Origin of the sequence: Microbulbifer flavimaris, assembly GCF_001641755.2 — a bacterium.
Classification (GTDB): Bacteria; Pseudomonadota; Gammaproteobacteria; order Pseudomonadales; family Cellvibrionaceae; genus Microbulbifer; species Microbulbifer flavimaris.
The window spans coordinates 68010-93792 of record NZ_LRFG02000008.1 but is presented as its reverse complement, the minus strand read 5'-3'; the positions used below and the strand labels follow the sequence as shown (position 1 = coordinate 93792).

Annotated in this window: 26 protein-coding genes and 1 tRNA gene; 6 read left to right on the top strand and 21 right to left on the bottom strand. The window is 59.6% G+C overall.

Annotated elements, in window-relative coordinates:
• Positions 1 to 589: 589 nt before the first annotated feature.
• From AWR36_RS15825 to AWR36_RS15760, 14 genes are all read right to left on the bottom strand, one after another.
• Positions 590 to 2155: a BCCT family transporter gene (locus AWR36_RS15825; RefSeq protein ID WP_197409294.1), complete on the bottom strand. Its 1566-nt coding sequence runs from the start codon at positions 2153 to 2155 to the stop codon at positions 590 to 592.
• 210 nt (positions 2156 to 2365) lie between these two features.
• Complete coding sequence (locus AWR36_RS15820; RefSeq protein WP_231745371.1) at positions 2366 to 2845, bottom strand: OsmC family protein; 480 nt, start codon at positions 2843 to 2845, stop codon at positions 2366 to 2368.
• 95 nt (positions 2846 to 2940) lie between these two features.
• A complete protein-coding gene (locus tag AWR36_RS15815) occupies positions 2941 to 3486 on the bottom strand; it encodes an NADPH-dependent FMN reductase (RefSeq protein WP_067087392.1) in 546 nt (181 codons plus the stop codon).
• Positions 3487 to 3577: 91 nt separating this feature from the next.
• Complete coding sequence (locus AWR36_RS15810; RefSeq protein ID WP_067104751.1) at positions 3578 to 4180, bottom strand: IMPACT family protein; 603 nt, start codon at positions 4178 to 4180, stop codon at positions 3578 to 3580.
• On the bottom strand, positions 4143 to 4727 hold the full coding sequence (locus tag AWR36_RS15805; RefSeq protein ID WP_067087384.1) for a DsbE family thiol:disulfide interchange protein: 585 nt from the start codon (positions 4725 to 4727) through the stop codon (positions 4143 to 4145). The genes AWR36_RS15810 and AWR36_RS15805 overlap by 38 nt, the downstream gene beginning before the upstream one ends.
• A 21-nt stretch (positions 4728 to 4748) precedes the next feature.
• Positions 4749 to 6737, bottom strand: a complete 1989-nt coding sequence (locus AWR36_RS15800) for a heme lyase CcmF/NrfE family subunit (protein WP_067087380.1) — start codon at positions 6735 to 6737, stop codon at positions 4749 to 4751.
• Complete coding sequence (ccmE, locus tag AWR36_RS15795) at positions 6734 to 7183, bottom strand: cytochrome c maturation protein CcmE (RefSeq protein WP_067087376.1); 450 nt, start codon at positions 7181 to 7183, stop codon at positions 6734 to 6736. Before ccmE ends, AWR36_RS15800 begins: the two co-directional genes overlap by 4 nt.
• A 66-nt stretch (positions 7184 to 7249) precedes the next feature.
• Positions 7250 to 7474, bottom strand: coding sequence for a heme exporter protein CcmD (ccmD, locus tag AWR36_RS15790; protein ID WP_067087372.1), 225 nt, complete (start codon positions 7472 to 7474; stop codon positions 7250 to 7252).
• A 4-nt stretch (positions 7475 to 7478) separates the two neighbouring features.
• A complete protein-coding gene (locus AWR36_RS15785) occupies positions 7479 to 8243 on the bottom strand; it encodes a heme ABC transporter permease (protein WP_067087369.1) in 765 nt (254 codons plus the stop codon).
• A 16-nt stretch (positions 8244 to 8259) separates the two neighbouring features.
• A complete protein-coding gene (gene ccmB / locus AWR36_RS15780) occupies positions 8260 to 8979 on the bottom strand; it encodes a heme exporter protein CcmB (RefSeq protein ID WP_067087365.1) in 720 nt (239 codons plus the stop codon).
• Positions 8966 to 9643 carry a cytochrome c biogenesis heme-transporting ATPase CcmA gene (gene ccmA / locus AWR36_RS15775; protein WP_067087362.1) on the bottom strand — a complete coding sequence of 226 codons (678 nt, stop codon included), beginning with the start codon at positions 9641 to 9643 and terminating at the stop codon, positions 8966 to 8968. The genes ccmB and ccmA overlap by 14 nt, the downstream gene beginning before the upstream one ends.
• A 73-nt stretch (positions 9644 to 9716) precedes the next feature.
• A complete protein-coding gene (locus tag AWR36_RS15770) occupies positions 9717 to 11501 on the bottom strand; it encodes a SpoIIE family protein phosphatase (protein ID WP_082679654.1) in 1785 nt (594 codons plus the stop codon).
• Between the two features lie 11 nt (positions 11502 to 11512).
• Positions 11513 to 11857 carry an STAS domain-containing protein gene (locus AWR36_RS15765; protein ID WP_067087356.1) on the bottom strand — a complete coding sequence of 115 codons (345 nt, stop codon included), beginning with the start codon at positions 11855 to 11857 and terminating at the stop codon, positions 11513 to 11515.
• Between the two features lie 355 nt (positions 11858 to 12212).
• On the bottom strand, positions 12213 to 12395 hold the full coding sequence (locus tag AWR36_RS15760) for a PA3496 family putative envelope integrity protein (protein WP_141398547.1): 183 nt from the start codon (positions 12393 to 12395) through the stop codon (positions 12213 to 12215).
• 479 nt (positions 12396 to 12874) lie between these two features.
• On the opposite strand from AWR36_RS15760, the gene AWR36_RS15755 reads away from it, so the two are divergent.
• The 3 genes from AWR36_RS15755 to AWR36_RS15745 all read left to right on the top strand — a co-directional run bounded on the left by AWR36_RS15755 (position 12875) and on the right by AWR36_RS15745 (position 15754).
• A tRNA-Arg gene (locus AWR36_RS15755) sits at positions 12875 to 12950 on the top strand.
• A 171-nt stretch (positions 12951 to 13121) separates the two neighbouring features.
• The gene (locus AWR36_RS15750) at positions 13122 to 14240 is read left to right on the top strand and encodes an amidohydrolase family protein (protein WP_197409293.1); all 1119 of its coding nucleotides are present in this window, start codon (positions 13122 to 13124) and stop codon (positions 14238 to 14240) included.
• Positions 14241 to 14263: 23 nt separating this feature from the next.
• The gene (locus AWR36_RS15745; RefSeq protein WP_197409292.1) at positions 14264 to 15754 is read left to right on the top strand and encodes a DNA-binding protein; all 1491 of its coding nucleotides are present in this window, start codon (positions 14264 to 14266) and stop codon (positions 15752 to 15754) included.
• Positions 15755 to 15847: 93 nt separating this feature from the next.
• On the opposite strand, the gene AWR36_RS15740 is transcribed toward AWR36_RS15745, so the two are convergent.
• The 3 genes from AWR36_RS15740 to AWR36_RS15730 all read right to left on the bottom strand — a co-directional run bounded on the left by AWR36_RS15740 (position 15848) and on the right by AWR36_RS15730 (position 19339).
• Complete coding sequence (locus AWR36_RS15740; protein ID WP_176491160.1) at positions 15848 to 17587, bottom strand: mechanosensitive ion channel family protein; 1740 nt, start codon at positions 17585 to 17587, stop codon at positions 15848 to 15850.
• Between the two features lie 533 nt (positions 17588 to 18120).
• Positions 18121 to 18249: a hypothetical protein gene (locus AWR36_RS16450; RefSeq protein ID WP_255353990.1), complete on the bottom strand. Its 129-nt coding sequence runs from the start codon at positions 18247 to 18249 to the stop codon at positions 18121 to 18123.
• Positions 18250 to 18304: 55 nt separating this feature from the next.
• The gene (locus tag AWR36_RS15730; protein WP_067087338.1) at positions 18305 to 19339 is read right to left on the bottom strand and encodes an isoaspartyl peptidase/L-asparaginase family protein; all 1035 of its coding nucleotides are present in this window, start codon (positions 19337 to 19339) and stop codon (positions 18305 to 18307) included.
• Between the two features lie 274 nt (positions 19340 to 19613).
• Here AWR36_RS15730 and AWR36_RS15725 point away from each other — a divergent pair, with 274 nt between their 5' ends.
• Positions 19614 to 20294, top strand: coding sequence for a type 1 glutamine amidotransferase domain-containing protein (locus AWR36_RS15725; protein WP_067087335.1), 681 nt, complete (start codon positions 19614 to 19616; stop codon positions 20292 to 20294).
• Positions 20295 to 20338: 44 nt separating this feature from the next.
• Here the strand turns inward: AWR36_RS15725 and AWR36_RS15720 are convergent, their stop codons facing one another.
• The gene (locus AWR36_RS15720; RefSeq protein ID WP_082679653.1) at positions 20339 to 21169 is read right to left on the bottom strand and encodes an endonuclease; all 831 of its coding nucleotides are present in this window, start codon (positions 21167 to 21169) and stop codon (positions 20339 to 20341) included.
• Between AWR36_RS15720 and AWR36_RS16530 the strand changes: the two genes are divergently transcribed.
• A complete protein-coding gene (locus AWR36_RS16530) occupies positions 21050 to 21526 on the top strand; it encodes a hypothetical protein (protein WP_176491155.1) in 477 nt (158 codons plus the stop codon). The genes AWR36_RS15720 and AWR36_RS16530 overlap by 120 nt on opposite strands.
• Before the next feature lie 450 nt (positions 21527 to 21976).
• Here the strand turns inward: AWR36_RS16530 and AWR36_RS15715 are convergent, their stop codons facing one another.
• The 3 genes from AWR36_RS15715 to AWR36_RS15705 all read right to left on the bottom strand — a co-directional run bounded on the left by AWR36_RS15715 (position 21977) and on the right by AWR36_RS15705 (position 24527).
• Complete coding sequence (locus tag AWR36_RS15715; protein WP_067087331.1) at positions 21977 to 23257, bottom strand: Y-family DNA polymerase; 1281 nt, start codon at positions 23255 to 23257, stop codon at positions 21977 to 21979.
• Position 23258: 1 nt separating this feature from the next.
• Entirely contained in the window at positions 23259 to 23915 is a 657-nt protein-coding gene (locus AWR36_RS15710; protein ID WP_067087327.1) for a LexA family protein, read from the bottom strand.
• A gap of 174 nt (positions 23916 to 24089) precedes the next feature.
• Complete coding sequence (locus AWR36_RS15705; protein ID WP_067087323.1) at positions 24090 to 24527, bottom strand: potassium channel family protein; 438 nt, start codon at positions 24525 to 24527, stop codon at positions 24090 to 24092.
• 388 nt (positions 24528 to 24915) lie between these two features.
• On the opposite strand from AWR36_RS15705, the gene AWR36_RS15700 reads away from it, so the two are divergent.
• Positions 24916 to 25425 carry a sulfatase-like hydrolase/transferase gene (locus tag AWR36_RS15700; protein ID WP_067087319.1) on the top strand — a complete coding sequence of 170 codons (510 nt, stop codon included), beginning with the start codon at positions 24916 to 24918 and terminating at the stop codon, positions 25423 to 25425.
• Positions 25426 to 25783 lie beyond the last annotated feature (358 nt).

The window sequence follows — 25783 nt, the reverse complement described above, 5'->3', positions numbered from 1 at the left end:
CCGGTCCGCCATATACAAAAAAGGCCCACACGAAAGTGTGGGCCTTTTTTGTATATGTTGGATCGGCGTACGAGAACCCCCGTTCGACAAAATTGCCGGGAGCAATTTTGGACGCCGCAGCGAAGCGAAGGCGCCCGCAGGGTGGGCGCCATGGATGGCGCCCATCAGTCCCGTCGCGCGGCCGGCACAGCACCCTTCAGTCCCGTCGCGCAGCCGGCACAGCACCTATCAGTCCCGTCCCGAATCCACCCTTACACCAGCCACCCTCACACAAAAGTGTGGGCCTTTTTTGTATGTGTTGGATCGGCGTGCGAGAACCCCCGTTCGACAAAATTGCCAAGAGCAATTTTGGACGCCGCAGGCGCCCGCAGGGTGGGCGCCATGGATGGCGCCCATCAGTCCCGCCCCATCTTACTTAAGCACCAGCCACCTGCACACGAAAGTGTGGGCCTTTTTTGTATCTGTTGGATCGGCATGCGACAAAATTGTCCGGAATAATTTTGGACACCAGAGCAGTGCGTCGGTGCCCGCAGGGCGAGAGCCACGAATGGCCCGAGTCAGTCCCGCCACTCAGCTGGCACAGCGCCCATCAGTCGCGCCCGCTGCGCCACATCATCACCACCAGACTCATCCCCGCCCCCAGAATAATCAGCACCCCCGGTAAACCGGCCAGGTTTGAAAGCATCTTGATACCATCAGCGCCCAGAAAGGTGGCGCTGCACCAGCCGACAATGCCGATAACCGTCCCCCAGAGCAGCTTCACCCCGAAGGGAGACCCCATATGCTCCGCCGTTACTGACTGCATGCACAGTCCGCCGATGGCATCGGTGTTGGAGTCTGTGGCAGTGATGAAGGAGATAAAGCAACCAAAGATAAAGACAACCCCCAGCAGCGTGCTGCCGGGCAGGAACTCGAAAAGACGATAAGCCATGGCTGCCAGCCCTGACTCACGATAGACGGCATACATGTCTCCGCCACTTTGCCCGTCGAAGAAAAGCGCCGCACCTCCAAACACAGTAAACCAGAGCACACCAAATACCGAGGGCAGAAACAGGTTGACCAGAATAAACTGCCGCACGGTGTAACCCCGCGCGATCTTACCCAGGAATAGACAGGAAAGCGGGGCCCAGGCAAACCAGCTGGCATAAAAGGCGGTTGTCCACCATCCGGACCAGTGGCTCTCAGGTGGTTCTGCCAACAGGAGCTGACGACTGAAGAAATTACCCAAGAAGTCAGCCAGGGACCGCGCGCCCTGTTCAAGGAGAAACGCGGTTGGTCCAGCGGCGAACAGGTAAAACATCAATACCAGGAAAAGCACAGTGTTGATCCGGGCAAGAATCTGAATGCCCCGCCTCAGGCCGCTGCCAGCGGAAAGCAGTGCTACGGCGACGATGAACATCGCTGTTGAGGCGTAGACCGTGGGTGAGCCGGGAATCGCAAAGAGAAAGTCCAGGCCATCGCCAATCAAAAGCAGACCTGCACTCAGGACTGCAGACATGCCCACCACCACAGCAAAGAGCACAAGGCCATCAATACTCTCCGCCACCCGCGCCCGCAGGTGATTTCCTAGTAGGGGCCGAAGCAGGGTTCCAACCGAGAAATCGTGCCCGAAATTATAAAAACCAAGGGCAAAGGTGAGTCCCGCAATGGTATAGATGGCATAAGGAGCGAGCGTCCAGTGAACAAATGTCGCGGCCAGGGCAAAGGTCCTAGCGCCCTCGCTACCGGGTTGGAGCCCCGAAAAGGATGGCGGCTCATTGAAGTGCACGACAGGCTCCGCCACGGCCCAGAACAGGATGCCCATGGCGATTACCGTCGTCAGCGAGACCGCAAACCAGCGGAAAGGTGAGTAAATTGGTGTCGCATCCACACCGCCAATGCGGGTACGCGCAAACGGGGAAAAGAGCACGCAGACACAGAGGACGAGCAGGCCCAGTGCCGAGTAAAGAAACAGCGCAGAGAGGTGCTCAATGATTGCCGCATTAATCGCCGAAGTAATAGCAATGAAGTGACGCTCATCCACAATCGTAATTGCGAGCACCAGCAGAATGCCAACCAGGGCGGGCCAGAAAGTGATGGGTTTGACCTGCTTCCAAAATACCCTTCGCCCGGGATGCCAGGTCAGGGATCCGTTTTCCCCATCTTTCTCCGACACGTCCATTGCCATCCTCACGCTGCAGCTGAGCAACTCCCGCGGAGCTGTATTTATCGTGAATTACAGTAGAGGGCATTTATAGCCGCTCAGCCACGGGGGCCTTTGCACATGTACGGCGCCCCTTCTGGCGTAAATGCACTAGGCGAAGCTGGAGATGGCCAGCATGAGTTCTGCTGGACTCCGATGTCCCCTGCGGTTCCACCCTGAAAGCTACTTGGTGCTGACCTCGATCTCCAGTGAAACCTTACCAGAAAGTGACGCCGTCACCAGGCAGTGGGACTCGGCCTTTTCAATCAGGCGCCTGGCTTTTTCGGCGTCCTCGTCTTCGGGAATCACCAGGTCCGCGTGCACGTGGAATGCAGTGAAGCGTATGCCGCCCTCGCTCTTATCCAGCTCACCGTCCACAGTGCAATCAAGTTTGTGCCAGTCCAGTTTGGAATGGCGAGCGATAGCCCGGAAGGTAAGCACCAGACAGTCGGCAATGGCACCGACCAGCAGGTCCTCTGGTGACCATCGGTCGCCAGGACCGTCAAACTGCCTGGGCGGAGCCGTGGCGATGGGTTGCAGCCCATCGGCCATCACCTGCACATCGCCCTCTTGATCCGCCGTAGCGGCGACACGGTAATGATGGGGAAATTCCTGCATGTCCAATACCCACTGATGTGACTCACGCAGGTTAGGACCGGGCATTGGCTTTCACAAGACGCACACCTGGCCCAGGGACGCCGCTACAAGAGAAGCAGACTCTCAGTTCCAGCACCCGCAGGTGGTGGGCAAGCACGCATTCAGACCGTTGCTTCTCGCACCGACATCAGCGTAATGACGGCATTATATAATTCCCGCTCCAGCTCTGGGTTAGCCAGGGAGTTGGCTTCCAGATCAAAATTGTCATGGAAGCTGGGAATCGAGAGGCTGGCCAGGACATTGGCACCAAAATGTGGCGCAGAGGAAACCGCGGCACTCAACACCCGCCCCGCCCCGCCCGGCCCGGGGGACGTCGCCAGAAGCACGACCGGCTTGTCCTGGAATACTTTCCTGTCGATGCGGGATGTCCAGTCGAAGAGATTCTTCCACGCCGCGGTATAGGAACCGTTGTGCTCTGCGTAAGAGATCAACAGGGCGTCCGCGGCTCCAATCTTGTCGAAAAAGCGCTGTGCTGCCGGGGGGTGTCCCAGCTCCCGCTCCCGATCCACACTGAATATGGGCATCTCGTAATCATTCAGATCGAGGATCTCCACCTCGACTCCCTCCAGCAGGCCGGCGGCGCAGGTCACCAGCGTTTTGTTGATGGATTGCTGACTGGAGCTGGCGGCAAAAGCAAGTATGTTCATGGGCGTCCTCGGTGTCTGAATAGGTTCAGGCCTGATCAGGCGATGGGGAGAATGGTTCAACCCGGAATTACGGAAAGAGCGTCCGGCCGGATTAATCTTGCACGGCTGACAAGCCGAAACCCTCGGCGTCCAACTGCCCCTTCAGACCGGACCAGCGATCTGCAGGCACAGTGAGTTCGATGCTCACGCGGTTGCTGTATATCGCATCACCGCACTGCCCGCCAACCTGGCTCACGAGGAAGCGCAGGCGGGATTCCTGGGCAAATTCACAATTTACAGTAACATTCAGGTAAGGAATAAAAGGCTTGAGTTCGACCTGTTGCAGCGCTGCCCCGACAGCGCCGCGATAGGCCCTCATCAAACCCCCGACACCCAGCTTGGTGCCACCGAAGTAACGGGTAACGATTGCCCCCACATTGCCCACTTCCTGTTTTAACAGCAACTCGAGCATCGGCCTCCCGGCACTGCCGCCGGGCTCACCGTCGTCATCAGAAATCATGACATCGGGGTTGGAAGGATTGCCGATCACCAGCGCTGTGCAGTGATGGCTGGCATCTGAATAAGCGCTCCGCACACTCTCCAGTTGCCGCAGAAAAGATGCGCGGTCCGCTACCGGCCCCAACCAGCAGATAAACCGGCTCTTCTTTTCCTCGGTCTCACTGACAACGGGAGAGCAGGGAATCCGATAACTCACCGGCAAATTCGTCCCAAGTCTGGTTTTGCAGTCTTTCGTACAGGGGCTGCAGTTTGGTTTGCCAGATACGATCGTCCACAACGCCGACGTGTTTGCAGCGGATCATGCCCTCTGCATCTACCAGGAAGGTCTCGGGTGCACCGAAAACACCCAGATCCAGCGCCAGCCGTCCGTCACGGTCGGCGACACTGAACAGGTAGGGGTTGTGAAATTTTTCCAGCCACTGGCGGGCCTCAGCATCGTCATCCTTGAGGTTGACCCCAACAATGGGAACCCCCTGCTCTGCCAACCCGTTCAGGTAGGGGTGCTCCACCCGGCAGGCAATACACCAGGTGGCCCAGACGTTCATCAGCAGCGGTTTCGCCGGCAGGTCGGACTTCTGCGCCAGGGTTTCGCCATCTGAGACCTTCGGCAGGGAAAACTCCGGCACCGGCTTGTTGAGCAGTGCCGAGGGCATTTCCTGCGGGTTGAGTGACAACCCCCGCCAGAAAAGCACCGCCAACGCAGCAAAAATAATGAGCGGCAGAAACAGTTTCAGTCGCGCCATGGTTCCCCCAGATCAGTCCTTTCAGGCCGCTGCCGGCGCACCTGCCACTGCGGCTGTGCGGGCCGCCGCTTTTGCTTTGCGATAGCGCTTGTCAGCCACAGCGATACCACCTCCGAGGGCCATCAGTACCGAACCTAGCCAGATCCAAACCACAAATGCCTTGTATTGCAAGCGCACCGCCCAATCACCATTGGGGTTGGTCTTGTCCATCGGCTCACCCAATGCCACGTACAGATCGCGGAAGAGACCGGTGTCGATGGCGGCTTCGGTCATGGTATTGCCACCGGAGAGATAATTGCGTTTCTGCGGGTGCAACTCGGTCACCGGTTCGCCGTCCCGGCTCACAAACAGCACGCCCTCGACCGCCCGGTAGTTGGGGCCCTGCACCTGACGCACGCCGTCAAAGCGGAAATCAAACCCCGCCGCATGGTGGGTATCCCCGGGGGACATGCGCACGTCTTTCTCCACACTGTAAACCGTGGTCAGCGCCGCGCCGAGCACGGAGACCGCCAGCCCGATATGGGCCAGGTGCATGCCAAAGTAACTGGCACGCTGGCGACGCAGGCCGGCCAGCAGGCTGTTGGCATTGCGGCTTTTCGCAAGAAGATCCGCCACACTGGAAGCAGTCACCCAGACGCCGGCGAAAATACCCAGCGCTGCGCCCCAGTGAAAATAACCGAGGGCGAACGGCAGGGCCAGGCCAGCGACGACCGCTACCGCCATTGGCAACTGCCACACGCCGAGAAGTCGCTCCCAGCGGGTATCTTTCCAGTTTGCGTGAATGCCGAGCCCCAATAGCACGCACAGAACGAGCATCAGGGGCACGAAGAACAGGTTGAAGAACGGCGGGCCGACGCTGATCTTGCCCCAGTTGAGCGCATCTGCCAGCAGCGGATACAGGGTACCGGTCAGCACCATCCCCATCATCAGCACCAACAGGATGTTGTTGCCCAGCAGGAAGGTCTCGCGGGAGCGGAAAGAGAACACGCTGCCCGCACTGACCGCCGGCGCCCGCAGGGCAAACAGCAGCAGGGAGACGCCCACGACGATGGCCAGAAACGCCAGGATAAATCCGCCCCGCAGCGGGTCGGTTGCAAAAGCGTGAACGGAGGTCAGCACCCCGGAGCGTACCAGGAAGGTTCCAAGCAGACTGAGACTGAATGAGAAGATCGCCAGCAGGATTGTCCAGCTTTTGAACAGGCCACGCTTCTCCGTCACAGCCAGGGAGTGCATCAGTGCAGTACCCACAAGCCAGGGCATAAAGGAGGCGTTCTCAACCGGATCCCAGAACCACCAGCCACCCCAGCCGAGCTCGTAGTATGCCCACCAGCTGCCCAGTGCAATGCCCAGCGTCAGGAAGGCCCAGGCAACCGCAGTCCAGGGGCGTGCCCAGCGTGCCCAGGCAGCATCCAGCTGGCCGCCCAGCAGTGCCGCGATGGCAAAAGCGAAAGCCACAGAGAAGCCCACGTAACCCATGTACAGCAACGGCGGGTGAATAATCATGCCCGGATCCTGCAGCAGCGGATTCAGGTCATTGCCCTCAACAGGCGGGAACGGCAGCAGCCGGTCGAACGGATTCGAGGTAAGCAGGATAAAGAGGAAAAAACCAACCAGCACGACACCGAGCACCGATAGCACCCGAGCCACCAGCTCGGCCGGCAACTGGCGGCTGAAGAGGGCCACCGCTGCTGCCCAGCCGGCCTGGATCAGCAGCCAGAGCAGGATCGACCCCTCGTGGCCGCCCCACACCGCGGTAATCTTGTAATGGAGCGGCAGAATGCTGTTGGAGTTGTGGGCCACGTAGGCCACAGTGAAATCGCTCTGGATAAAAGCCACGGTCAGGCAAACATAGGCCACGGCGGTAAATGCGAGCACGCCCAGAGCCAGCGGACGGCCCGCGGCCATCCACAGCGGGCGGGCGGTGTAACTACCGGCCATCGGCACCGCGACCAGCGTCAGCGACAGCAGCAGGCCTATCAACAGGGAAAAGTGCCCCAGCTCCGCAATCATATCTTGGCTCCGTCGGCACAGCTGGCTTCCGCGGCCATGGATTCGGCCACTTCCGGCGGCGTGTAATTCTCATCGTGCTTGGCCAACACCTGGTCCGCGCGAACATAACCGTCTGGCATCAGGCGACCGGTGACCACTGCGGCCTCTCCTTCCGCGAAGAGATCCGGCAGGATCTTGTCAAACACCACTTCCAGCTCGGCCCTGCCATCGGTCAGAGCGAACCGCACATCGAGGCTGTCATCGGCACGAACCACACTGCCCGGCACTACACAGCCGCCCGCACGAATGTTTTTTTCCATCGGCACTTCACCAGCGGCAAAGGCGGCCGGTGCGTAGAAATAATTCATGTTGTTGCGCATGGCGTATGTCACCAGGGCAACGGCGGCCGAAGAGAGGGCCACGAGGAGAAGAACCAGTATCAGGCGCTGTCTGCGAACGGGATGCATCGTAGTCTGCTAGCTCCGAATGAATAAAAGAAATCCTGTCGATGTCAGCGGGCGCTGTCGCACCGCTCAGGCGGGCTCCGCCTCCCGGGTACGCCGTGTTTCCACGGAGCGACGACGGGCCTCGATCCGCTGCTGGCGCTCGAGCTCCCGCTTCAACCGCCTGCGCTGCAGTCGCGGCTGCAGTGCCAGCGCAGTAAGAGTCAGGAAGGTAACCCCATAGGCCGCCCATACGAAGGTGCCATGGCCATCCATGTGGAGAAACGCCGCCAGGCTGTCAAACTGAAACTGCATCGCCCTACCCCGCCTTGCTCTCAGTCGCGGACTCGCCGCCCATTAACTGCTGCACCCAGCTGGTGCGCCACTCCCGCTGCAGGATTTTCTCCCGGGTATGGGCGATGAGCGTCCAGGCGTAGAGGCAATAAAACCCGATAACCATGGTCAGCAGCGGATAGAACATACTGGGGTCGATGCTGCTCTTTTCGGTGAACTTGATGGTGGCCGGCTGGTGCAGCGTGAACCACCAATCCACGGACTTGTAGATAATCGGGATATTAACCGTGCCCACCAGGGCCAGCAGGGCGCAAGCCTTGTCCGCCACCTGCTCGCGGCTGAAGGCCCGGGACAGTGCAATGACACCGATATAGAGGAAAAGCAGAATGAGCATCGAAGTAATGCGCGCATCCCATACCCAGTAGGTCCCCCAGGTGGGCTTACCCCAGACGGCGCCGGTAAACAGGGCAATGAATGTCAAAACTGCGCCAATGGGAGCCGCCGCTCGCATCACCACAAAGGAAAGCTTCATCTTCCAGATGAGCCCAATGGCACCGCTGATTGCCATGATGTAGTACCCCGCCAGGGCGAGGAATGCGGCGGGCACATGGATGTAGATAATGCGGTAGCTATTGCCCTGCTTGGCGTCTTCCGGAGCAAATCCCAGCCCCCAGATCGAACCTGCGCCGATCAGCAGCAGGCTGGCCAGCGCCAGCCACGGCATCCAGGCACTGGTCTTCTGATAGAACCAGCGCGGCGAACCCAAGCGGTGAAACCATTGCCAGGCCAAGGGGCATACCTCCAGATTAATTGTCCAGGCTGATGCGGATCGCGCCCGCCGCAGCCAGCGGTGCCAGGGCCGTTCCCCCGGCGAGCAACGCCGCCAGGATGGCCAGCTGCGGGCCGTAAGCATAGCCGTCGACTGCCGCCTGTACGGCGCCGGTGCCGAAGATTAACACGGGCACGTAAAGCGGCATAACGATGAGCGCCAGCAACAGGCCGGCACGACGCAGCCCCACGGTCAGTGCGGCGCCAACCGCACCGATCAGGCTCAGGCTGGCGGTTCCCAGCAACAGCGACAGGAACAGGGATAAATAGCCGCCGCTGGGCAGGTTGAGCATCATTCCCAGCAGCGGTGACAGCAGCGCCAGCGGCAGGCCAGTGACCAGCCAGTGTACCGACACTTTAGCGAGCACCGCGAAATACAGGGGCTGAGGGGCCAGCGCCAGTTGCTCGAGGGAACCGTCCTCAAAATCACCGCGGAAGAGACTCTCCTGGGACAGCAGGGTCGCCAGCAGCGCCACCACCCAGATCATCCCCGGCGCCAGGCGCGCCAGCAGGTCCGGTTCCGGGCCGACACCCAGCGGCAGCAGGGCCAGCACCGTGACGAAAAACAGCAGCGGATTGGCAATATCGGCGCTGCGGCGCAGCGCCAGCAGCAGCTCGCTGCGCAACAGCGCCACGAAGCCCGCCACATTGCGCGCTCTCGGCGTATAGTCCAGCACCGGCTGCTCAAGCGAAGACATCGGTGCCCTCCTCCGCCAGCGGCTCGGGTTCCTCGGTAGCGTATTCGCTCAGGTTCAGTGTGCGCAGCCCGGCGAGTGCCAGCGGCTGGTGGGAGGTAAACAGGATACTACCGCCACGGCTCAGGTGGCAGGCCATCTGCCCCTGCAGCGCAGAGACACCGGCCACATCCAGCGCCGCCAGCGGCTCGTCGAGAATCCACAGCGGCGGAGCCCCCGGCAGAAACAGTCTCGCCAGGGCCACGCGGCGGTTCTGACCGGCAGACAGCTGGTGGCACAGGCTGTCTTCAAACCCGAACAGGTCCACCTGCTCCAGGGCCCGCATTGCCTCTCCACGCCCGGCGCCATACCAGGCCAGGTTCTCCAGCGGAGTCAGGCCCCGCCGGACACCGGCCCCGTGACCGATATAGAGCAGGTGCGCACGCAGATCCGGCAACGCGGCCGGGAAGGCCCTTTCATTCCAGGCAATCTCACCGGTGAAGTCACCGGCACTGCCGATCAGGGTGCGTAGCAGCGTGGTTTTACCGGCTCCGTTGGCGCCCTCCACCTGTAGCGCCTGACCGGCGCCCAGCTCGAAATCGAGCCCCGCAAACAGCACGCGACCGTCCCGCTCACACGAGAGCTGGCGGACCTGCAGCGAGTTTGACGAAGGTGACTTTCGGGCCATGAGGTGGGTATGCCAAGCAAATTGATGAAAAACTGAGCGGCATTATACCGGCTATGGCGGCAAATGCATTGATTTAGCCAGCCTCGACAGCTCGGGTGCCTGCGGACCTCTGGCCTCCCTCCGGCTCCCCCCAATCCAGCAGCGCGCGGACCCGTCTGCTCCCGAACTGGAGTTCAAGCGTGCGGCAGAGCGACCGGAGCAGGGGCAGCCCGCGACCGGCGTAGTCCCCTCGGCGGGACCAGTTGGCGGGCAATCCGGGACCGCTGTCCTCCACGACCACCTCCAGGACGCCACCGGGCCCCTGCCCAATGCACTTGACGGCCACCTGAATCCACCCCCTCTGCAGCTGACTGCGGCGGCGGTGGAGTTTATGGTAGTACTCGGCAAAGCCCTGCTCAGAGGCCTTGATGGCGCTATCGAGACCAATCACGCCATGCTCCAGGGCATTGCGGAACAGCTCGCCCAACACCACCGTGAGTGCGTCACGAAAATAGCTGGCCCCGGGGGTCTGCGCGAGGACATCCAGAAGCGGTGGCAGGGGATCGGCATCGCGCAGTTCACCGGGGCCGAGCGTGAACTTCACAGACCACTCGCCCACCCGACGCGTCGGCAGTCGCCCCCGAACCTGCTGCCGCGAAGCTTTGTCGGCGGAGGCTGCCTCAGCAAAGGCTGCCTCAGCGAAGGCTGCCTCAGCAAACGCAGCGCCAAAGCGCAACTCGACCAGTGACAGGTCATCCGCCTGGCGGGCGGCAAAGCGAAAGGCCTCCTCGAGGATACGGTCAAACCTCTGCTCATCCTGGGTAATGCGGGCCACAGTTTCGACGATACGTCGCTGGCCAACTTCCTCACCCGCCGCTGAACGCATCTCCGATAAGCCGTCACTCCATAAGTACAGCGCGTCACCCTCCTCCACCGGAATATGTACAACTGCCGCCCCCACATCCAAGTCGGGTACCACTCCAAGTGGCAGCTGTCGGGATTCTAGCTGTCGCACCCGGCCGGACGCCCGACGCAGGCAGACACTGGGCATGCCGCCGTTGAACAGGCGCAGCCGCCGCTTGTGAGTGTCCAGCTCCAGCAATACCGCACAGCAGAACATGTTTGCCGGCAACACCCGGTGCAGCTTTCCATTCAGTTCCTGCAGAATGCGCGCCAGCGAAAAGCCCTTTGTGACCATCGAGTAGAAGACCGCGGTCAATGGCACCGTGCCAATGGCAGCCCCCAGGCCGTGCCCGGTAAAGTCTCCGAGCAACAACAGCAGTTTGCCCCCTGGCCCCCAGGCAGCGGCCACCACATCGCCGTTAAGCAATGCTTGTGCAGACAGGTGGTGGCGAATGGCAGGACTGTCGTTGAGACAGCTCTCCCGGCTGATGTTACTGAAGATCTGCCTGACCGATGCCTGCTCCTGCAGGAGACCATCGTGGCGCAGCCGGATACGATCACGTTGCGCGAGCAATGCGGAGCCGAAGCGGGCCAGCCTTGTGAGTGTCTCCAGCTTGAGGCGCACCTCTCCCGGCTCATAGGGTTTACCAAGGACCTCATCTGCACCGACAGCCAGGGCCCGCTTCAGCAACTGACTCCTGTCATCCCCGGCCAGTACCGACAGTACCGGATCCATCCCGGTGAGCGCCCGTAGGCGATCCAGGTCACACCCAGTTACCCCAGGGCCGGCGCCCGGGCCGATCACCACCATGCTTGGCTTGCGCGCCTGAAACACCTGCAGCGCACTGGCCATATCCTGCGCGACGGCAATGGCTACGGCCGGGAGTTCTGACACACTCTCCGCGGCGGTACGCAATGCATCCGCAAGAAGCGCCGCTTCGCTTGCTTGCGGCTCAACGATCAAAAGCCTGAGCATGGTGGCGGCGCTCAGCGAATATCGAACAGCTGATCGAAATTGGAGACCTGGAGGATGGTCGCTACATGCTCATTGGCATTAAGCAACGAAACCGATTCGGAGGCAGGCTCCGTAGTCGCGTCAAAACAGTGATCACACAACAGCAAAAGCATCCCCAGGGCTGCGCTGTCCATGTGTGTCGTGTGGGCGAGGTCGATACTCAGGTGACTCGGTGGCTGTGAGAGGCCGCTGTAGCTTTCGAGAAAATCCTGGTGCAAATTGAAATTAAAGGCACCGTAAACTCGGATTGTCAGGTGACTACCGCAAGGAGAAAGTTCGGAGGTAACCCTGGGGCCATCTGATTGGTAGGTCGACATGCGGAAGTTCCCTCTTCCCGGTCGTTATCGCTCTGGATAATTAGAGTTCTCTTTTACTCTTATGGGGCCTGGCGTCTGGCGTCATTTCCCACTAGACCACGACATATCTACTGTGGCCGAGCCGGCCGCCCCTCATGCAAGTAGGCGCCAGTAGTTCGCTTCGCCTGTTGCAATCGAGGGCTAACAAACCACCTGCAGCTGAGCCCGAGGAAATCGGGAACCCGCAGTAGACAACCGCCTTTCCCTGATAGACGAATGGATGTGCAGGCCCCTCAGATCTTTTTGAAGGGACAATGAGAAGTCGGTTCGTGAAACGGCGAGGGGCGCCGTCTCCGGCGCCCCTCGGTTTCTCTCATCAAAACTCTAAGTCGTAGTCCATCAATTCGCGCCTGAGGCGCATTTCTTCTAGTTTGTCCTCAACCATCCGCCGGGCATCCGTGGGTGGCTGTGATGTCGCCTGACGAAGTATCTCGTTGGCAATCTGGGGGATGTCGTCGTGATCAAATTCAAAGTCTTTTTCGCTAACGTTGCCGCTCATACGAAACTCCAAAATCTCGATCTGCCTAAGCAGAAACACCCTTGTTGTTTTTGTTGTGCCACTGCAGATTAATCAGCTCCGAGAGGCATGGTCAAGAAAAATTTTCACCGCGGAAACAACTTGCTGCAGCGCCAGGAGGCTCTGCACCACGGCGGAAAAAACATTCTCTCCCCAATCGCTCTCCGGGCGCCAAAATAGCGCTCTTCCATGACGAATTTGCGACAGTTTTTCGACTTGGGCGTGAAGATGTAGGACTCTGGAATTTGTTACCGCCCGGGAGTTGCTGTTACCCATGGTTACACCCTCCGAGGCCGAATTCTGGCTGACCGACTTTACGCATGGCAGCACCAACACGGCGCCAGTTCTCGGGTACCCGCCGACAGGCGACCAGCACCCCATGACACAGGCTATCGGTGGCGCTAGAATAGCGCCCCGCTGGCCAGGCAGACAGGTCCTCCCGTCGCCAAAAGCCAAGCCGTGCCCCCGTCGGTTAACAGGATAAACCACGGACCTCCTAAGTCCGCACTGCAGGTTCGAGTCCTGCCGGGGGCGCCACTTTGCCTCTTTCCGCCCTGTTCTGGCCTCGCAATCCCCGCAAACCACCGAAGTGTCTTCTAAGCTGATCAGGCCCCTCCGTCCGTCCGGGATACGAGGCCCGCCAGCGTTGCCGGTACCGGCGCCACGGCAACCGCTCATAACAGGAAAACTGTGAAAAGGACTTTGAACATGGCTCTACGGCTTCAGGCAATGGGCACCCTGCTCGCGCTTGCACTCTCGGCATCAATGGCCTCTCAAGCACAGGAGCAGGACCCGGATGATTACCTGTTCAACGACTCACACTTCCACCTGACAAACTACGTACAGAAAGGCACGCCGATCGAGAAGTATCTTGAGATCATGGGTGACAAGGTCGGCCGCTCAACGCTGTTCGGAATCCCCCTGCAGCAAACCTGGTCCCATGAGAACTCGGGCGACTTCGCGCCCACTTACTACCTCCATTCCGATGCCCCCCTGTACTACTACTCATTCACCGACGCCTTTATCGCCAATGCCTACCTGTCGCTACCTGAGGAGCAGCGGGCCCGACTGGACCCCATGATCACCGGGTTCAACCCTGCAGACATGTATGCGGTCGACCACATCCGCCGGGTCCTCGAAACCTACCCGGGCGTTTTCAGTGGTATCGGCGAATTCACCATCCATAAGGAATTTGTTTCGCCCAAGGTGGCAGGTGATGTCGCCAGCCTGACCGACCCGGCCCTTGACCGGGTGTTCGATTTCGCCGGCGAAGTCGGCCTGGTCGTCATTCTCCATAACGATATCGACATCCCCTTTGCCAAGGAGGGCGCGACGCCCGTCTATCTGGAACAGGTCAAAGAGACGCTGAGGGACCACCCAGGGACTTCGATTATCTGGGCTCACACGGGGTTGGGGCGTGTTGTGCACCCATCCCAGGCCTCAGCCAGCTCAACGGAGCGAAGCCCTCGTCACCTCGAAATCGTCGAGGGTATGCTGAGAGACCCCAAGCTCAAGCACGTCAATTTCGATATTTCCTGGGATGAGGTGGCCAAATATGCCATCGCCACTCCGGAAACCATTGAGCGCACAGCCCGACTACTCAACAAATACCCTGATCGATTCCTCTTCGGCACGGACAATGTCGCCCCAGCCGATCAGGAAACCCAGCTCAAGGTCTTTCATATGTGGGACCCGGTCTTCGCCAAGCTCAAGCCTGAGGCCAGGGAGAAGATCCTCAAAGGTAACTACGAGCGTCTGTTCGATGAGGCACGACGCAAGGTGCGCGCCTGGGAGGCCAAAAACGTCAAGAAGGCTGGGAACAACTGATTCGCTGCAGGCAGGGAGTGCTTATGCGACGCAAAAACCAATCACCCGTACTGTTGCTCGCGATCCTTGCAATCGCAGGCACGCAGGCATGGGCTGCTGAAGAGCAGCACCAGGATTCGGAGACAGAGGCCCGGCTGCGGGAACTGGAAGCGCGGCAGCAGCAACTCGAGGTCGAGGTCCGGCGTCGCGATGCACGCATCGAGCAACTGGAGAGCGAGGCGGCCCATCGCGGCACCCAGACGCCTCCACAACCCCGGGCCTCGCAGATCAGCTACGAGGAGCCGGACAAGAAAACCTGGGGAGACTACGAGCCCGGCAAGGGATTTGTGCTGCTGCGTTCTGACCTCGGTGAGGTGAACTTCTCGATCTACTCCTACGTCCGCTACCTGGACCAGGACGACCTTGAAGACGAGTATATAGATTCGTTCGGCCGAGAGTTTGAGGTGAGCACCCTCAACCAGATGCAGGTACAGAAGGTCAACCTGACCTTCAAGGGCTGGCTGTTCGACCCCAAGTTCCAGTACCGCTTCTACACCTGGACCAGCAACTCCAACCAGGGCGAGGCGGCCCAGGTTGTCGTGGCTGGCAAGCTGTCTTATGCGTTCCATGAAAACTTCAATTTTGGCGCCGGTATTGATGCCCTGCCGACGACGCGCACCACCAACGGCACCTTCCCAACCTGGTTTCGCACCGACCACCGTACCATCGCCGACGAATTCTTTCGGGGCTCCTACACCACAGGCTTGTTCGCCTGGGGCGATATCACCGAAAAGTCGGACTATCGCATCATGATCGGCAATAACCTGAGCCAGCTGGGCGTAAGCGCCAATGAGCTGGACGATCATTTCGAGACGGTCTCCGGCGCCGTGTGGTGGATGCCCACCACCGGCGAGTATGGGCCGGGCAACGGTTTCGGGGACTACGAGTTCCACACTGAACCTGCCACCCTGTTCGGGTTGCACTACACCCATAGCCGCGAGGATTCCCAGGGGCAACCGGAGATCAACAGCTTCGATAACAGCCAGATCCGGCTGTCCGATGGCACCCGGATATTCTCGCCCAACCCCTTCGATAACGACGTTAACATCCGCCAGGCAACCTACGAGATGGCAGCCTTGAATGCGGGGGTAAAGTACTGCGGTTACTCGCTGGACGTTGAGTACTACTACCGCGAAGTCGACAACTTTTCGACCATCCTCCTACCCGACGCAGAACCCGATGCCACGCTGCCAGTCAAGAGGCTGACCGACCAGGGACTGCAGGTTCAGGCATCCACGATGCTCATACCAAAGACTCTGCAGATGTATCTCTCCGGATCCAAGATCAACGGGGAGTACGGGGACCCGTGGGATATGGCGTTTGGCTTCAAGTACTACCCGTTCAAGCGCCGGGAAGTGCGCTGGACCACCCAGCTCCTGTATCTGGATGACTCCCCGGTGGGTTACAACAGTGTGCCCTTCGCCCGCGGCGGTAACGGCGTGGTAGTCAATACAGAGTTCGAGATCGCTTTCTGAGTAGCACCGGCGCATTGCCAGCTAGCTGACTGCTGTTGATGCCGAAGCCATGACAGCTGACGGTAAGGGGCCATCAGTGAGGAGCGCCGAGACTCACCGATCCGCCAGGGGCGACCCTTCTGGCGGGTAATCGAGGGTATTCTTGCGCTTATTGCGCTGCTCAGGGGTAAACGTCGGGAAAGGCATTTCGTGGGCAGCGGCCCACTCGCGCACCCGCGCTTCCGCAGCCTCACGACGCTCCTTGTCCAGCCCTGAGTCCCTGGAGTAATACAGTGTCTGGGAGGGAAACGCGAAGCCACTCCCGGATCCCCGCACAATCGATAGAATCCGCAATAAAATATCTTCCCGCACTGACCGGAAATCAAAGTAGTCGTTGGTATTGATATCGACACGTACTTCGACATCAAGAGCACTGTCGCTCATGCCGGTAAAGCGCACGGATGGCTCTTCATCCACCACCCGTGGGTGAGCCACCAACATTTCCCGCAGTGATACCAACACGTAGCGCAGCTGGTCTTCCGTAGTCTCATAGCGGAGACTCAGCATCGTCAGAAATAGTATCTGACTGCGGGTGCTGTAATTCACGATATGCATCTTGGAGAAGTCAGCATTGGGAATCGTAGTCAGGGTGTTGTCGATGCCCCGAATACGGGTCGAGCGCATGCCGATAGCTTCCACCGTGCCGATGCGCTGGAAATCCGGCCCGGCATCTTCGCCATAGCGGCAAAAATCACCGACGCGAACCGGCTTGTCTCCAAAAAGGTTGAGGCTGCCAATGAAGTTCTCGATCGAACCCTGCGCGGCCAGCGCCACCGCGATACCGCCGACACCAAAACCGGCCAGCAAGCTGAACAACGGAGCACCAAGCTGGGCACTGAGGATAAAAATAATCGCGATGATCGCGATTACCCCCAGAGTGCGAGCGACAAACCGCAACAGATGTGCATCCAGGCTCTCCCCTTCCACCCTGGGTGAGCGGCTGATAAACATCTCGGTCAGGACCAGCGGCAGCTGCCATACAAACCATGCCAGCGCAAAGTAGAACAGCGCCTCGGCACATAGTGTCAACGACTCGGCAACCACGTCAGTCAATGTGAGTTGCTGGCTGACAAACGATGCCAATGGCCTGATCGTCAGCAGCAGGGTCACCGGCAATAAGAAGCGGCTGGCATGCCGCCAGCGCTCAATACGTCGCCGCAAGCGCACGGCAAGGCGGCGGATAATGATCAGGGCGAGCACGTACACCAGTATCACCCCGCCCAGGGCCAGCCACTTCCAGACTGCCTGGCGGAAGACACTGCGCTTCATCCACTCCGGGAAACCCTGGATCAGGCGCGGCGATACAAGCCAGCCCGACATACTCAGATACGGGCGCATATCGGCGTAGTTGCGCAGTGGAATTTCGCGGCGGTAGGGGAGATGACGAACGCGATCGTAGAACTCTGCAGCCCGCGCCACGGTGTCTGCTGAGAAGACAAATTTCCCGGTCTGGGGGCCCTCAGCCACGCGCACCAGGGTGATATCAGTGTGTGGTATCGTCCAGCTGACAGACTTGGCTACGCCCTCTTCCCTGTCACTTTTGGGGGAGGGTGTCGGCAGGGGACTGACACTTTTCGCTTTCTTGGCCGTTGTGGCCTGATCGGCCAGCTCGCCCTCCTGCACGGCAACTGCGGCCATGTCTGACATAGCTTCCGAGCCGGGTATTTCCTCCGACGGCGGCAGCTCGATGCGATTGAGCACCTCGTACAGATAGATCAGGGCGTCACTGCCCTTGCTCTCCCGCGCCACAGGCGGAACCTGGCTAAGGTCAAGCAACTGCATCACTTTCTGCATCCGGCGCTGTATTTCCCGGGCGACCTCCTGCGTGGGATTGTCCCAGTACTGCTCCACCACCAATTCGCCGATCGCGTCAGTCTCGGTGAGGAAAGTCTGGATCGTTGCGCGGGGCGTGTCGTGCTCAAGCGGACTCAGTGGATGAGCTTCCAGCTCACTTTTGGTGGGTCACTCAACCGCACGATCCTCAGGGCTTTTTTCGAGCCTTCTGGATGTGCCCTCTCTGCCCCTTTGCTCAACAACCTCCTTTGCACCCTCGATGTTCTCCGTCTGCCGATCCACCTGAGCAGAGGCGCCCACCATCATCAGGCACAGGCTGGCGAAGACCAACCAGGGCCATCGAGTTGCATACCTGAGGAAGCCGCCCACACAGACACCTTTGCCGGAGAATTGAGCCAAGAGCGCCACGAGCTGCGCCAATCCGGCAGTTCGTGGCGTGACTGCTCAAAACATAGCCGACAGGGCTCTCCCCAGCTGCGTCGACACAACACCGGCTGGCTGAAATGACAGGTCTTTCCCCAAGAGCCTCACTGTCAGGCCATGGCGATATACATCAGCAGTACCGCAGCCAGGCCAACCAGGAAGACCCAGGTCCAGAACTGGCGCACAGAGCGCTCCATCTGGCGCGGGGATTTGCGGGATTTCTTACGCCTAGTTTTCATGACCAAACCCTTCTATTGAAAAATCCGGTATCACCAGAGATGGGTGTTGCAACCATCACTCTTTATCGAAAATACCAACAGACAGTGGACTGCCGCTGGATCGGCTCGCCCGGTACATTCCCGGTGTGTTGAATGTCAGGGCAATGTTACCCGCCGCGTCCAGCACGATGACGCCGCCGGTGCCACCAACGGGACGCAACACATCATTGATGACGGCATCCGCCGCCTCTGCAACAGACTTGCCCTGGTACTGCACCCGTGCACAAATATCCGCCGCCACATTGAAGCGGATGAAGTACTCACCGTGGCCGGTGGCGGAGACCGCACAGGAGGCATTGTCGGCGAAGGTGCCGGCACCGATCACCGGCGAGTCGCCGATGCGCCCGTAACGCTTGGCAGTCATACCGCCGGTAGAGGTACCCGCTGCCAGGTTACCAGCCTTATCCAGTGCTACCGCACCGACCGTACCCATGCGGAAAGCCACTGGCAGCGCTTCCACGGCAGCCTGCTCGCTGCTCTGGCGGCGCGTCTCCGCTTCTATTTTCTTTTTCGCATCCTCCAGCTGCTTGCGCCGGCGCTCGGTGTCGAACAGGCTGTTATCCACCATGTCCATATCCCGGGATTGGGCGAACGCCTCTGCCCCGGTTCCTGCAAGCATCACATGCGGGGAATCCTCCATCACCATTCGGGCCAGGTCGATCGGGTTACGCACACGGGTCACACCGGCCACCGCACCCGCCTGCCGTGATTTACCCTCCATGATTGAGGCATCCAGCTCGTGGCGCCCCTCATAGGTGTACACCGCGCCGACACCGGCATTGAAAAGCGGCGAGTCTTCGAGAATACGGATCGCCGCGCTCACGGCATCCAGGCTTTCACCGCCGTCTTCCAGCACCCGGTAACCCGCATTGACAGCCTCGGTCAGTTTTTGCCGGTAGGCGCGCTCCTGCTCTGGCGCCAGCTTGCTTCTCTCGATGGTACCGGCCCCACCATGGATGGCGATTGCGATAGGACTCTCTTCAGCCTGCACGGCCTGCGCAGGTAGCCAGATGGAGATCAGCGCCAGACTCAGGTAGCGGAGCAGTTTCATACCGGTGTTCTCTTTTATTATCTGTTGTGGTGGGCATATTCGGCCTGTTTGCCTGCCTGCTTATTAGTAGCATTTTGTGCCGGACGGAGAAAGCCGGTCGCAGCATCGCCGCTCATGAATGCGTTCCGACAGCATCATTCGATTTTTTGGTAGCACCAATCCAAAGCTTAAAGTTCTTCAATTGCTCTGCAACCACTAACATTCCATGCAACCAGCGGAGCCCTTTGAACGTATCCGCCCAGACACATTCTCCATTACCGAACCCGGAGGTTCCATGAAAGTCCTGATGGTTCTCACATCCCACGACCAACTCGGCGAGACCGGCAACAAAACCGGCTTCTGGCTCGAGGAGTTCGCCTCCCCTTACTATGTGTTCCGGGATGCCGGCGCCGAGATCACCCTCGCTTCCCCCAAGGGAGGCCAGCCGCCCCTGGATCCCAAGAGCGATGAGCCGGATTTCCAGACCGCCGCCACTGAGCGCTTCAAGAAGGACGAGGCCGCGCAACAGGCACTGGCCAACACCGTGCGCCTGGCTGAGGTCCGCGCCGATGACTTCGATACCGTCTTCTATCCCGGCGGCCACGGCCCGCTGTGGGATCTCGCCGAGAGCGAGGATTCCCGCTCCCTGATCGAGGCGTTCTATCAGGCTGGCAAGCCCGTTGCCGCGGTCTGTCACGCACCCGGTGTTTTCCGTCATACCCGCGACGCCGATGGCAAATCTCTCGTCGCCGGAAAAAAGGTCACGGGCTTCAGCAATTCGGAAGAAGCCGCCGTGGAACTGACCGATGTGGTGCCTTTCCTGGTGGAGGACATGTTGAAGGATAAGGGCGGTGTTTACTCCAGGGGTGACGACTGGCAAAGCCACGTTGTGGAGGACGGTCTACTCATCACTGGTCAGAACCCGGCTTCCTCCGAGGCCACCGCGGAAGCCCTACTGCAACGGTTCAGCCAATAACCGATAGGGCGTAATCACAGCCCTACCGGTATCTCTCTGCCCTCTCAACTGCAGGCTGACACCACATAGGGGTTGTGGTTGCCCTGCACCGCCGCGATCCGGCGATCCCGCTCACACTCTGTGGGGTCGACCGGGTCAGCCCGGTCCCATACCTCAAAAAGCTTCAACTGTGCCCTTGAGATCGCGAGATCGTAGGTCTCTGCCATATAGAAGTAGGTGCGTGCGATATCACCGCGCCGGTGCCGCGGCGGCTCCACAGCGCGCTGCTTGAAGTCCACCCGGAACTCCACCGCGCCATACTGCCCGGACGGGTAACCACCGCCGCTGCCGAATTCGGTGAAGCGGTAATTGCTGCGATCGCCATTGAGTTCACCGATCGCCGGAACCAGGTTATGCAAGTCCGCCTCGGCCATCGCAAAGAGTGAATCGGAACGTGTACAGTCACGACGCCCACCCCGCTGCCAACACTGGCGCTGGTGACCAATTACCCAGGCCGGCACCACATGCTCCCACTCGATACGACTGGCCCGATTGGCATTTTTGCGCGGCCGATAGCCGCAACTGGCCCATTCAGGCACCAGCTTTTTTCCCTGTGCACTAAAGCGGCAGTTGGAGTAAAAGCCCACTTGCATGTCCGGCGTCAGATAGACCGACTCACGTAGAACCCGCTTGGCCTTGCGGAAACTGGTTATGGTGTGCCCGCGGGCCTGCACCGCGGGTCTACCGCCGATGGAAGGTCTGTCTTTGGTGCTCCCATGACGGTGACAGTGGTACTCCCCACGCGCCCTGTCATTGTGACATCCACTGGCATCGAGACCGCCGCCATGGGCGTGGGCCAAAACAGGAAACAAGCAGAGAAGCAGAAGGCGCGGCATAACCTACCCAAAAATATTCGATTAAAATATTTGTGGATATTGCCGCCAAAAAGCCGCCGCAGCCAGCGTTGCGCTTCACATTTCTCTGAAATTTTCCGGGCCTGGTCGGCCTCCGGGCATCCCTGTCTTCCCACCATCCAGACAAAAGAGCCGCCAACTGAAACAATCAAACGAAGCAGATTAATAGATCTGCACTATCACGATAATTTCGACCTGATTTCGAAGCGTGGAACTTGTCACCGGAAAACTCTTGTTCCACGTGGATCTGATCGAATTTTGCGCCATTTGAAGCCGCTGTTTCCTCATGAAACTTCTCGCCCCGGCGCGGCCTCGAGGAGGGAACTCCTTTCAACTTAACTGTATATTTATACAGTGCCGCCAGAACTCTTTTTGTCATTCCCAGCATTTGCCGGGATCGCCTGCGTCGACTCGACACCAGCAGAGAGCGTCAGGCTCCGCACCTCAGTCAATGCAAATCATCCGCCACCAGGAAGCCCCTGCTTGACCCTGATTTCCGCTGATGAAAGTGCTCGCAGGGTTTCACAGAAATGGTTGAAACATGAAGTAACCGGATTACTGAAAGACTTGGCCTAAAGCTGGCAACTTTATGCCTGCCGCTTGCGATTCACAGTCCATTGCGGATTCACCACCATGATCTGCTCGAAAGCTACCGCTATCGGGACTCAATGTTTGGCGACTCGCCGGAGCTTTATGATTCATTTCTGCGCGGATGCGCGGCGCTGCCTGCCGGGACCAGACTTCTGTTGCAAGTCCACGATCAGTTGGGAGATGGGTGCTCGGCACCGCCTATCCCGTCCGGGCCACTGGCAACTGACGGAAGTCGGTGGTGTAAGCCGGTGACAGGTGCTCCCGCTTCATTTGCCATTCGTCCGACAGCCTGGCACTGGCCAGTACCGCCCCACCCCGCCCGAAGCGACGGTTGATATCCGCGAGGCACTCAGTCAGGCGGCCTTTGCCATCGCTGCTAGTGCCAAACAGGTCGTTCTGTTGTTCCTGTGCCCGCTCCAGGGCCGAGAAACAGACAGAGGCGCGCCGGTACTCCCGCCCCGTCAGAAACACTTCGTTTAGAGTACGCCGCGCGGCAGCGGTCAGTACCTGCATGTCTTTAGTCGCGGGACGGAACTCTGCGTGCCCGGATAAGTGTCGCCATTCTCCGCCAGGCTCACGGGCCTGCACGGCGACGGTCAGGCGTCCGGTGACACCGTCCTGTACAGCGAGCTTTTCTCCCGCCAGCTGCACGTGATTGGCTACCGCAGCCATCACATCATCAAACTGCGTGAGCAGCCGCCCAAACATACGGCCCGAGACGATCTCATGCTTCGCCTGGTCCAGCGGCGCCAGCTCAATACAGGAAACGCCCTGTAGCTCCCGCACCGTCCGTTCCAGGGTCACCCCAAAGGCCTTGCGAATCGTCGGCACGTGCGCCGTCGCCAGGTCCCAGGCGGTGTGGATATCGAGCATGGCCAGCCGCTTGGCCAGCCGCCGACCCACGCCCCAGACTTCACCAACCGGCATCTGCTGGAGCAACTGCTGGCGATGATATTCACTACTGATTTGCAGCACCCCGCCAGGCACACCCAGCGTTTTGGCAAAGTGGTTGGCAGCCTTGGCGAGCGTGCGCGTGGGTGCAATACCGGCACAGCAAGGCATCGAGGTCCACTGGTGCACCGCAGCAATCAGGCGCTGGCAATGCTGCGAGAGCTGTTCACCGAACCCGTGAAAATGCAGGAAGCTCTCGTCGATACTGTACTGCTCGACTTCCGGGCAGAACTGTTCCAGTGCCGCCACGAAACGGGTGGACATATCGTGGTAGAGCTCGTAGTTACTGCTGCGGGCCACCACACCCTGCGCCTTGAACAACTGGCGCACCTCGAACACCGGCACGCCCATTTTCACGCCCATGGCTTTGACTTCCGCGCAGCGCGCAATCACACAGCCATCGTTGTTGGAGTACACCGCCACGGGCTTGTGCCGAATCGCCGGGTCAAAAGCCCGTTCGGAAGACACGTAGAAATTGTTTACGTCCACCAGCGCGATCTGGGTGGGTTGCAGATCCCAACGCTTCACACTACCCCCGCAGTTTGGTGAGACTGGCGATCACGACGCCGTCCAGGTCGTACTGGGGCGCACGCTCCAGCACGATATCCGGGTACGCGGCGTTCCCGGCCACCAGCCGCGCCGGCGCGGTGCGGTACTGTTTGACCAGGAAGCCGTCGGCACAGCCGGCAATGACGATATCGCCATCGTGCAGCTCGCTGCTGCGATCCACCACCAGCAGGCTGCCGTGCTGAATGCCGTGGGCCTGCATCGAGCGCCCGTCAGCCCTCACAAGATAGGTGGCATGGGGACGCCGCACCAACCAGTCATGGATCGAGGCCGGCTGATGGCCGGGATCCGGACGGCGCCGGAACAGCTGAATGGTGGCGGCAACGACAATAGCTGCCACCCCGTCTGCCATGCGGCTGTGTGGCTCCGCGGACCACCGCGCCAGGGGCTGCTCACCCCCGACCCAGAGCCAGTCGTTCGCCACCGGCTGCAGAGACTGGTCCAGCACCAGGTAACGACGATTGTCCTCCCCACTCATTAGCTGACAGCTGGCGCGACTGGGCCACAGCCAGTCATCCAGCACCAGCGGCTTGGCGGCATAGGCTGCCGCCGGGGAGGGAAATCCGGCAGAGACGGTGACGGGCACCAGTGGAATGGGGATAGGCACTACTGTATGCATAATCAGTATTTTGCATCCAGGCTCGCGCAATGGTCAAGGAGGACCGACGCGTCCGAAGTTGCTGCCAGAGAGAAGAAAGAATGACCAGATGGCCACTCAGAGGTAGGCGGGGGAGCACGGAAGCAATGAAAAACTCCTGGCAATTTCGACCGTGCCCGGCTCGAATCGTGCTGGTTAGTCCCCTCCGGCCCCTGTCCACCCGTAGACGCGTTGCACGACTGCTATCACCACTGCTGTCGTCCAGCCAAATATGATGATGCCATTGGCAGCCTGAAACGAAGCCAGCAGGCGCCAGTCCTCCTCCAGTACAAGGTCACCGTAACCGAGCGTGGTAAACGTCACCATGGAAAAGTACATGGCCGGCTCCAGAGCGTCGAACAAGCCAAGATGCAGGTAAGCCCCGGCCCAGATCAAAACCTCAAGCACCGAAGCGAGGAACATCAGTAAAACCACGGCCGACACCATCATGGGTCGGTTGTAGAGCAACATCGGACGAGCAGGGTTCAGGTTGCATAGCGAACGAAGCACCTGAATCGCGGCAACCATTGCCAGTGCATGCACCGCGGTGGTCAAGGTGATCAGCAAAGAAGCCACGAGGATCTTGAACAACATTCTTTAACGATCTCAGCAAGAAACAGCACTGTCGATATATTCAAATGACATCGGATTGATGCGGGTCCTCGACTTTGCGCGCGCACTCTGCTTTGGACGCGCACCATGAAACAAGCAGAGTAGCGCTATGAGTGTAGCCGTGGCCTCTGCCACCCCGACAGGACGTCCTTCATGCCACGAGACATTATTGGCCTGGATGCTGTCGTGCGAAAACTCAATGAATCCCCGGCAAAACTGACATCGAGTTTATTTCGCCTGCTGAAAGGACTCTGAAGGGTTCTAAAGTTAACAGACAGGGCCTGGCAATCTAGCTGGGCTGCCCCTCTTAAACCTGATTCGACTCCACATAGTTCATCCATTGTTTGATAAAGAGAACGGGTAAACTTTCATGGCACGCTTCCTGATCGTCATCTTCTCACTCTTCAGCTGCATGAGTGCATCCGCAGAGGTCGTGCATGACGCCGAGTACTACATCCTCAAACTCCAGAACGGAGACAAGTGGCAAGAGGAGGACCGGGAACTGGATCGGCGACTGCAACAGTTACGGCAGAAATACGGTCGCCCGCCCAACATCGTGTACCTGCTCTGGGATGATACCGCCTTCGGTGCAGTTGGCTTTCCCGCCCTACAGAAGAATTTTGGTTACACCACACCGAACTTCAATCAAATGGCGGCGGAAGGCATCAACTTCACCCGTATGTATTCGGAGCCATCCTGCACCCCGACCCGCGCCGCCTTTCTCACTGGCCGCCATCCCGTACGTCACGGCATGGGTGTCGTGGGAATGCCCCATGAGTTCTCGGGCCTGCGCAAAGAGGAAGTGACAATTGCCGAGGTGCTCTCCAAGGCGGGCTATGCCACTGCCTTCTTCGGCAAGATGAGATACCGTTTTCTATAGAGCAGAGTACCCGGAAGCCGAGCTCCCGGCCTCGGATAACGTGGGATCGTGGGACTGAGGCCCAGCCTGAGCGGCTCGGTAGTGTCGTACCCCACCTGCTTCGCCGCCTGCTCGATGGCAGCGACACTGCCACGGCCATCGTAAATAGAGGGATGAGCGACGCCATCAGCATCGTCACCAACAGCAGGGCTTGTTGAAGCCCGGGATGTGTTCCCTCTGTGGTTTTGCTCTCAACAACAACCGAACGCCACAGTCCTATGGCGGCTCGCAATCCTGTCGGGTTTGGCTCTTGTTATCGCCAGATTGGCCCAGAGCGGTGCTGCGCGTGCGTACCAATCACTGAGGCTCTGCGGACAAG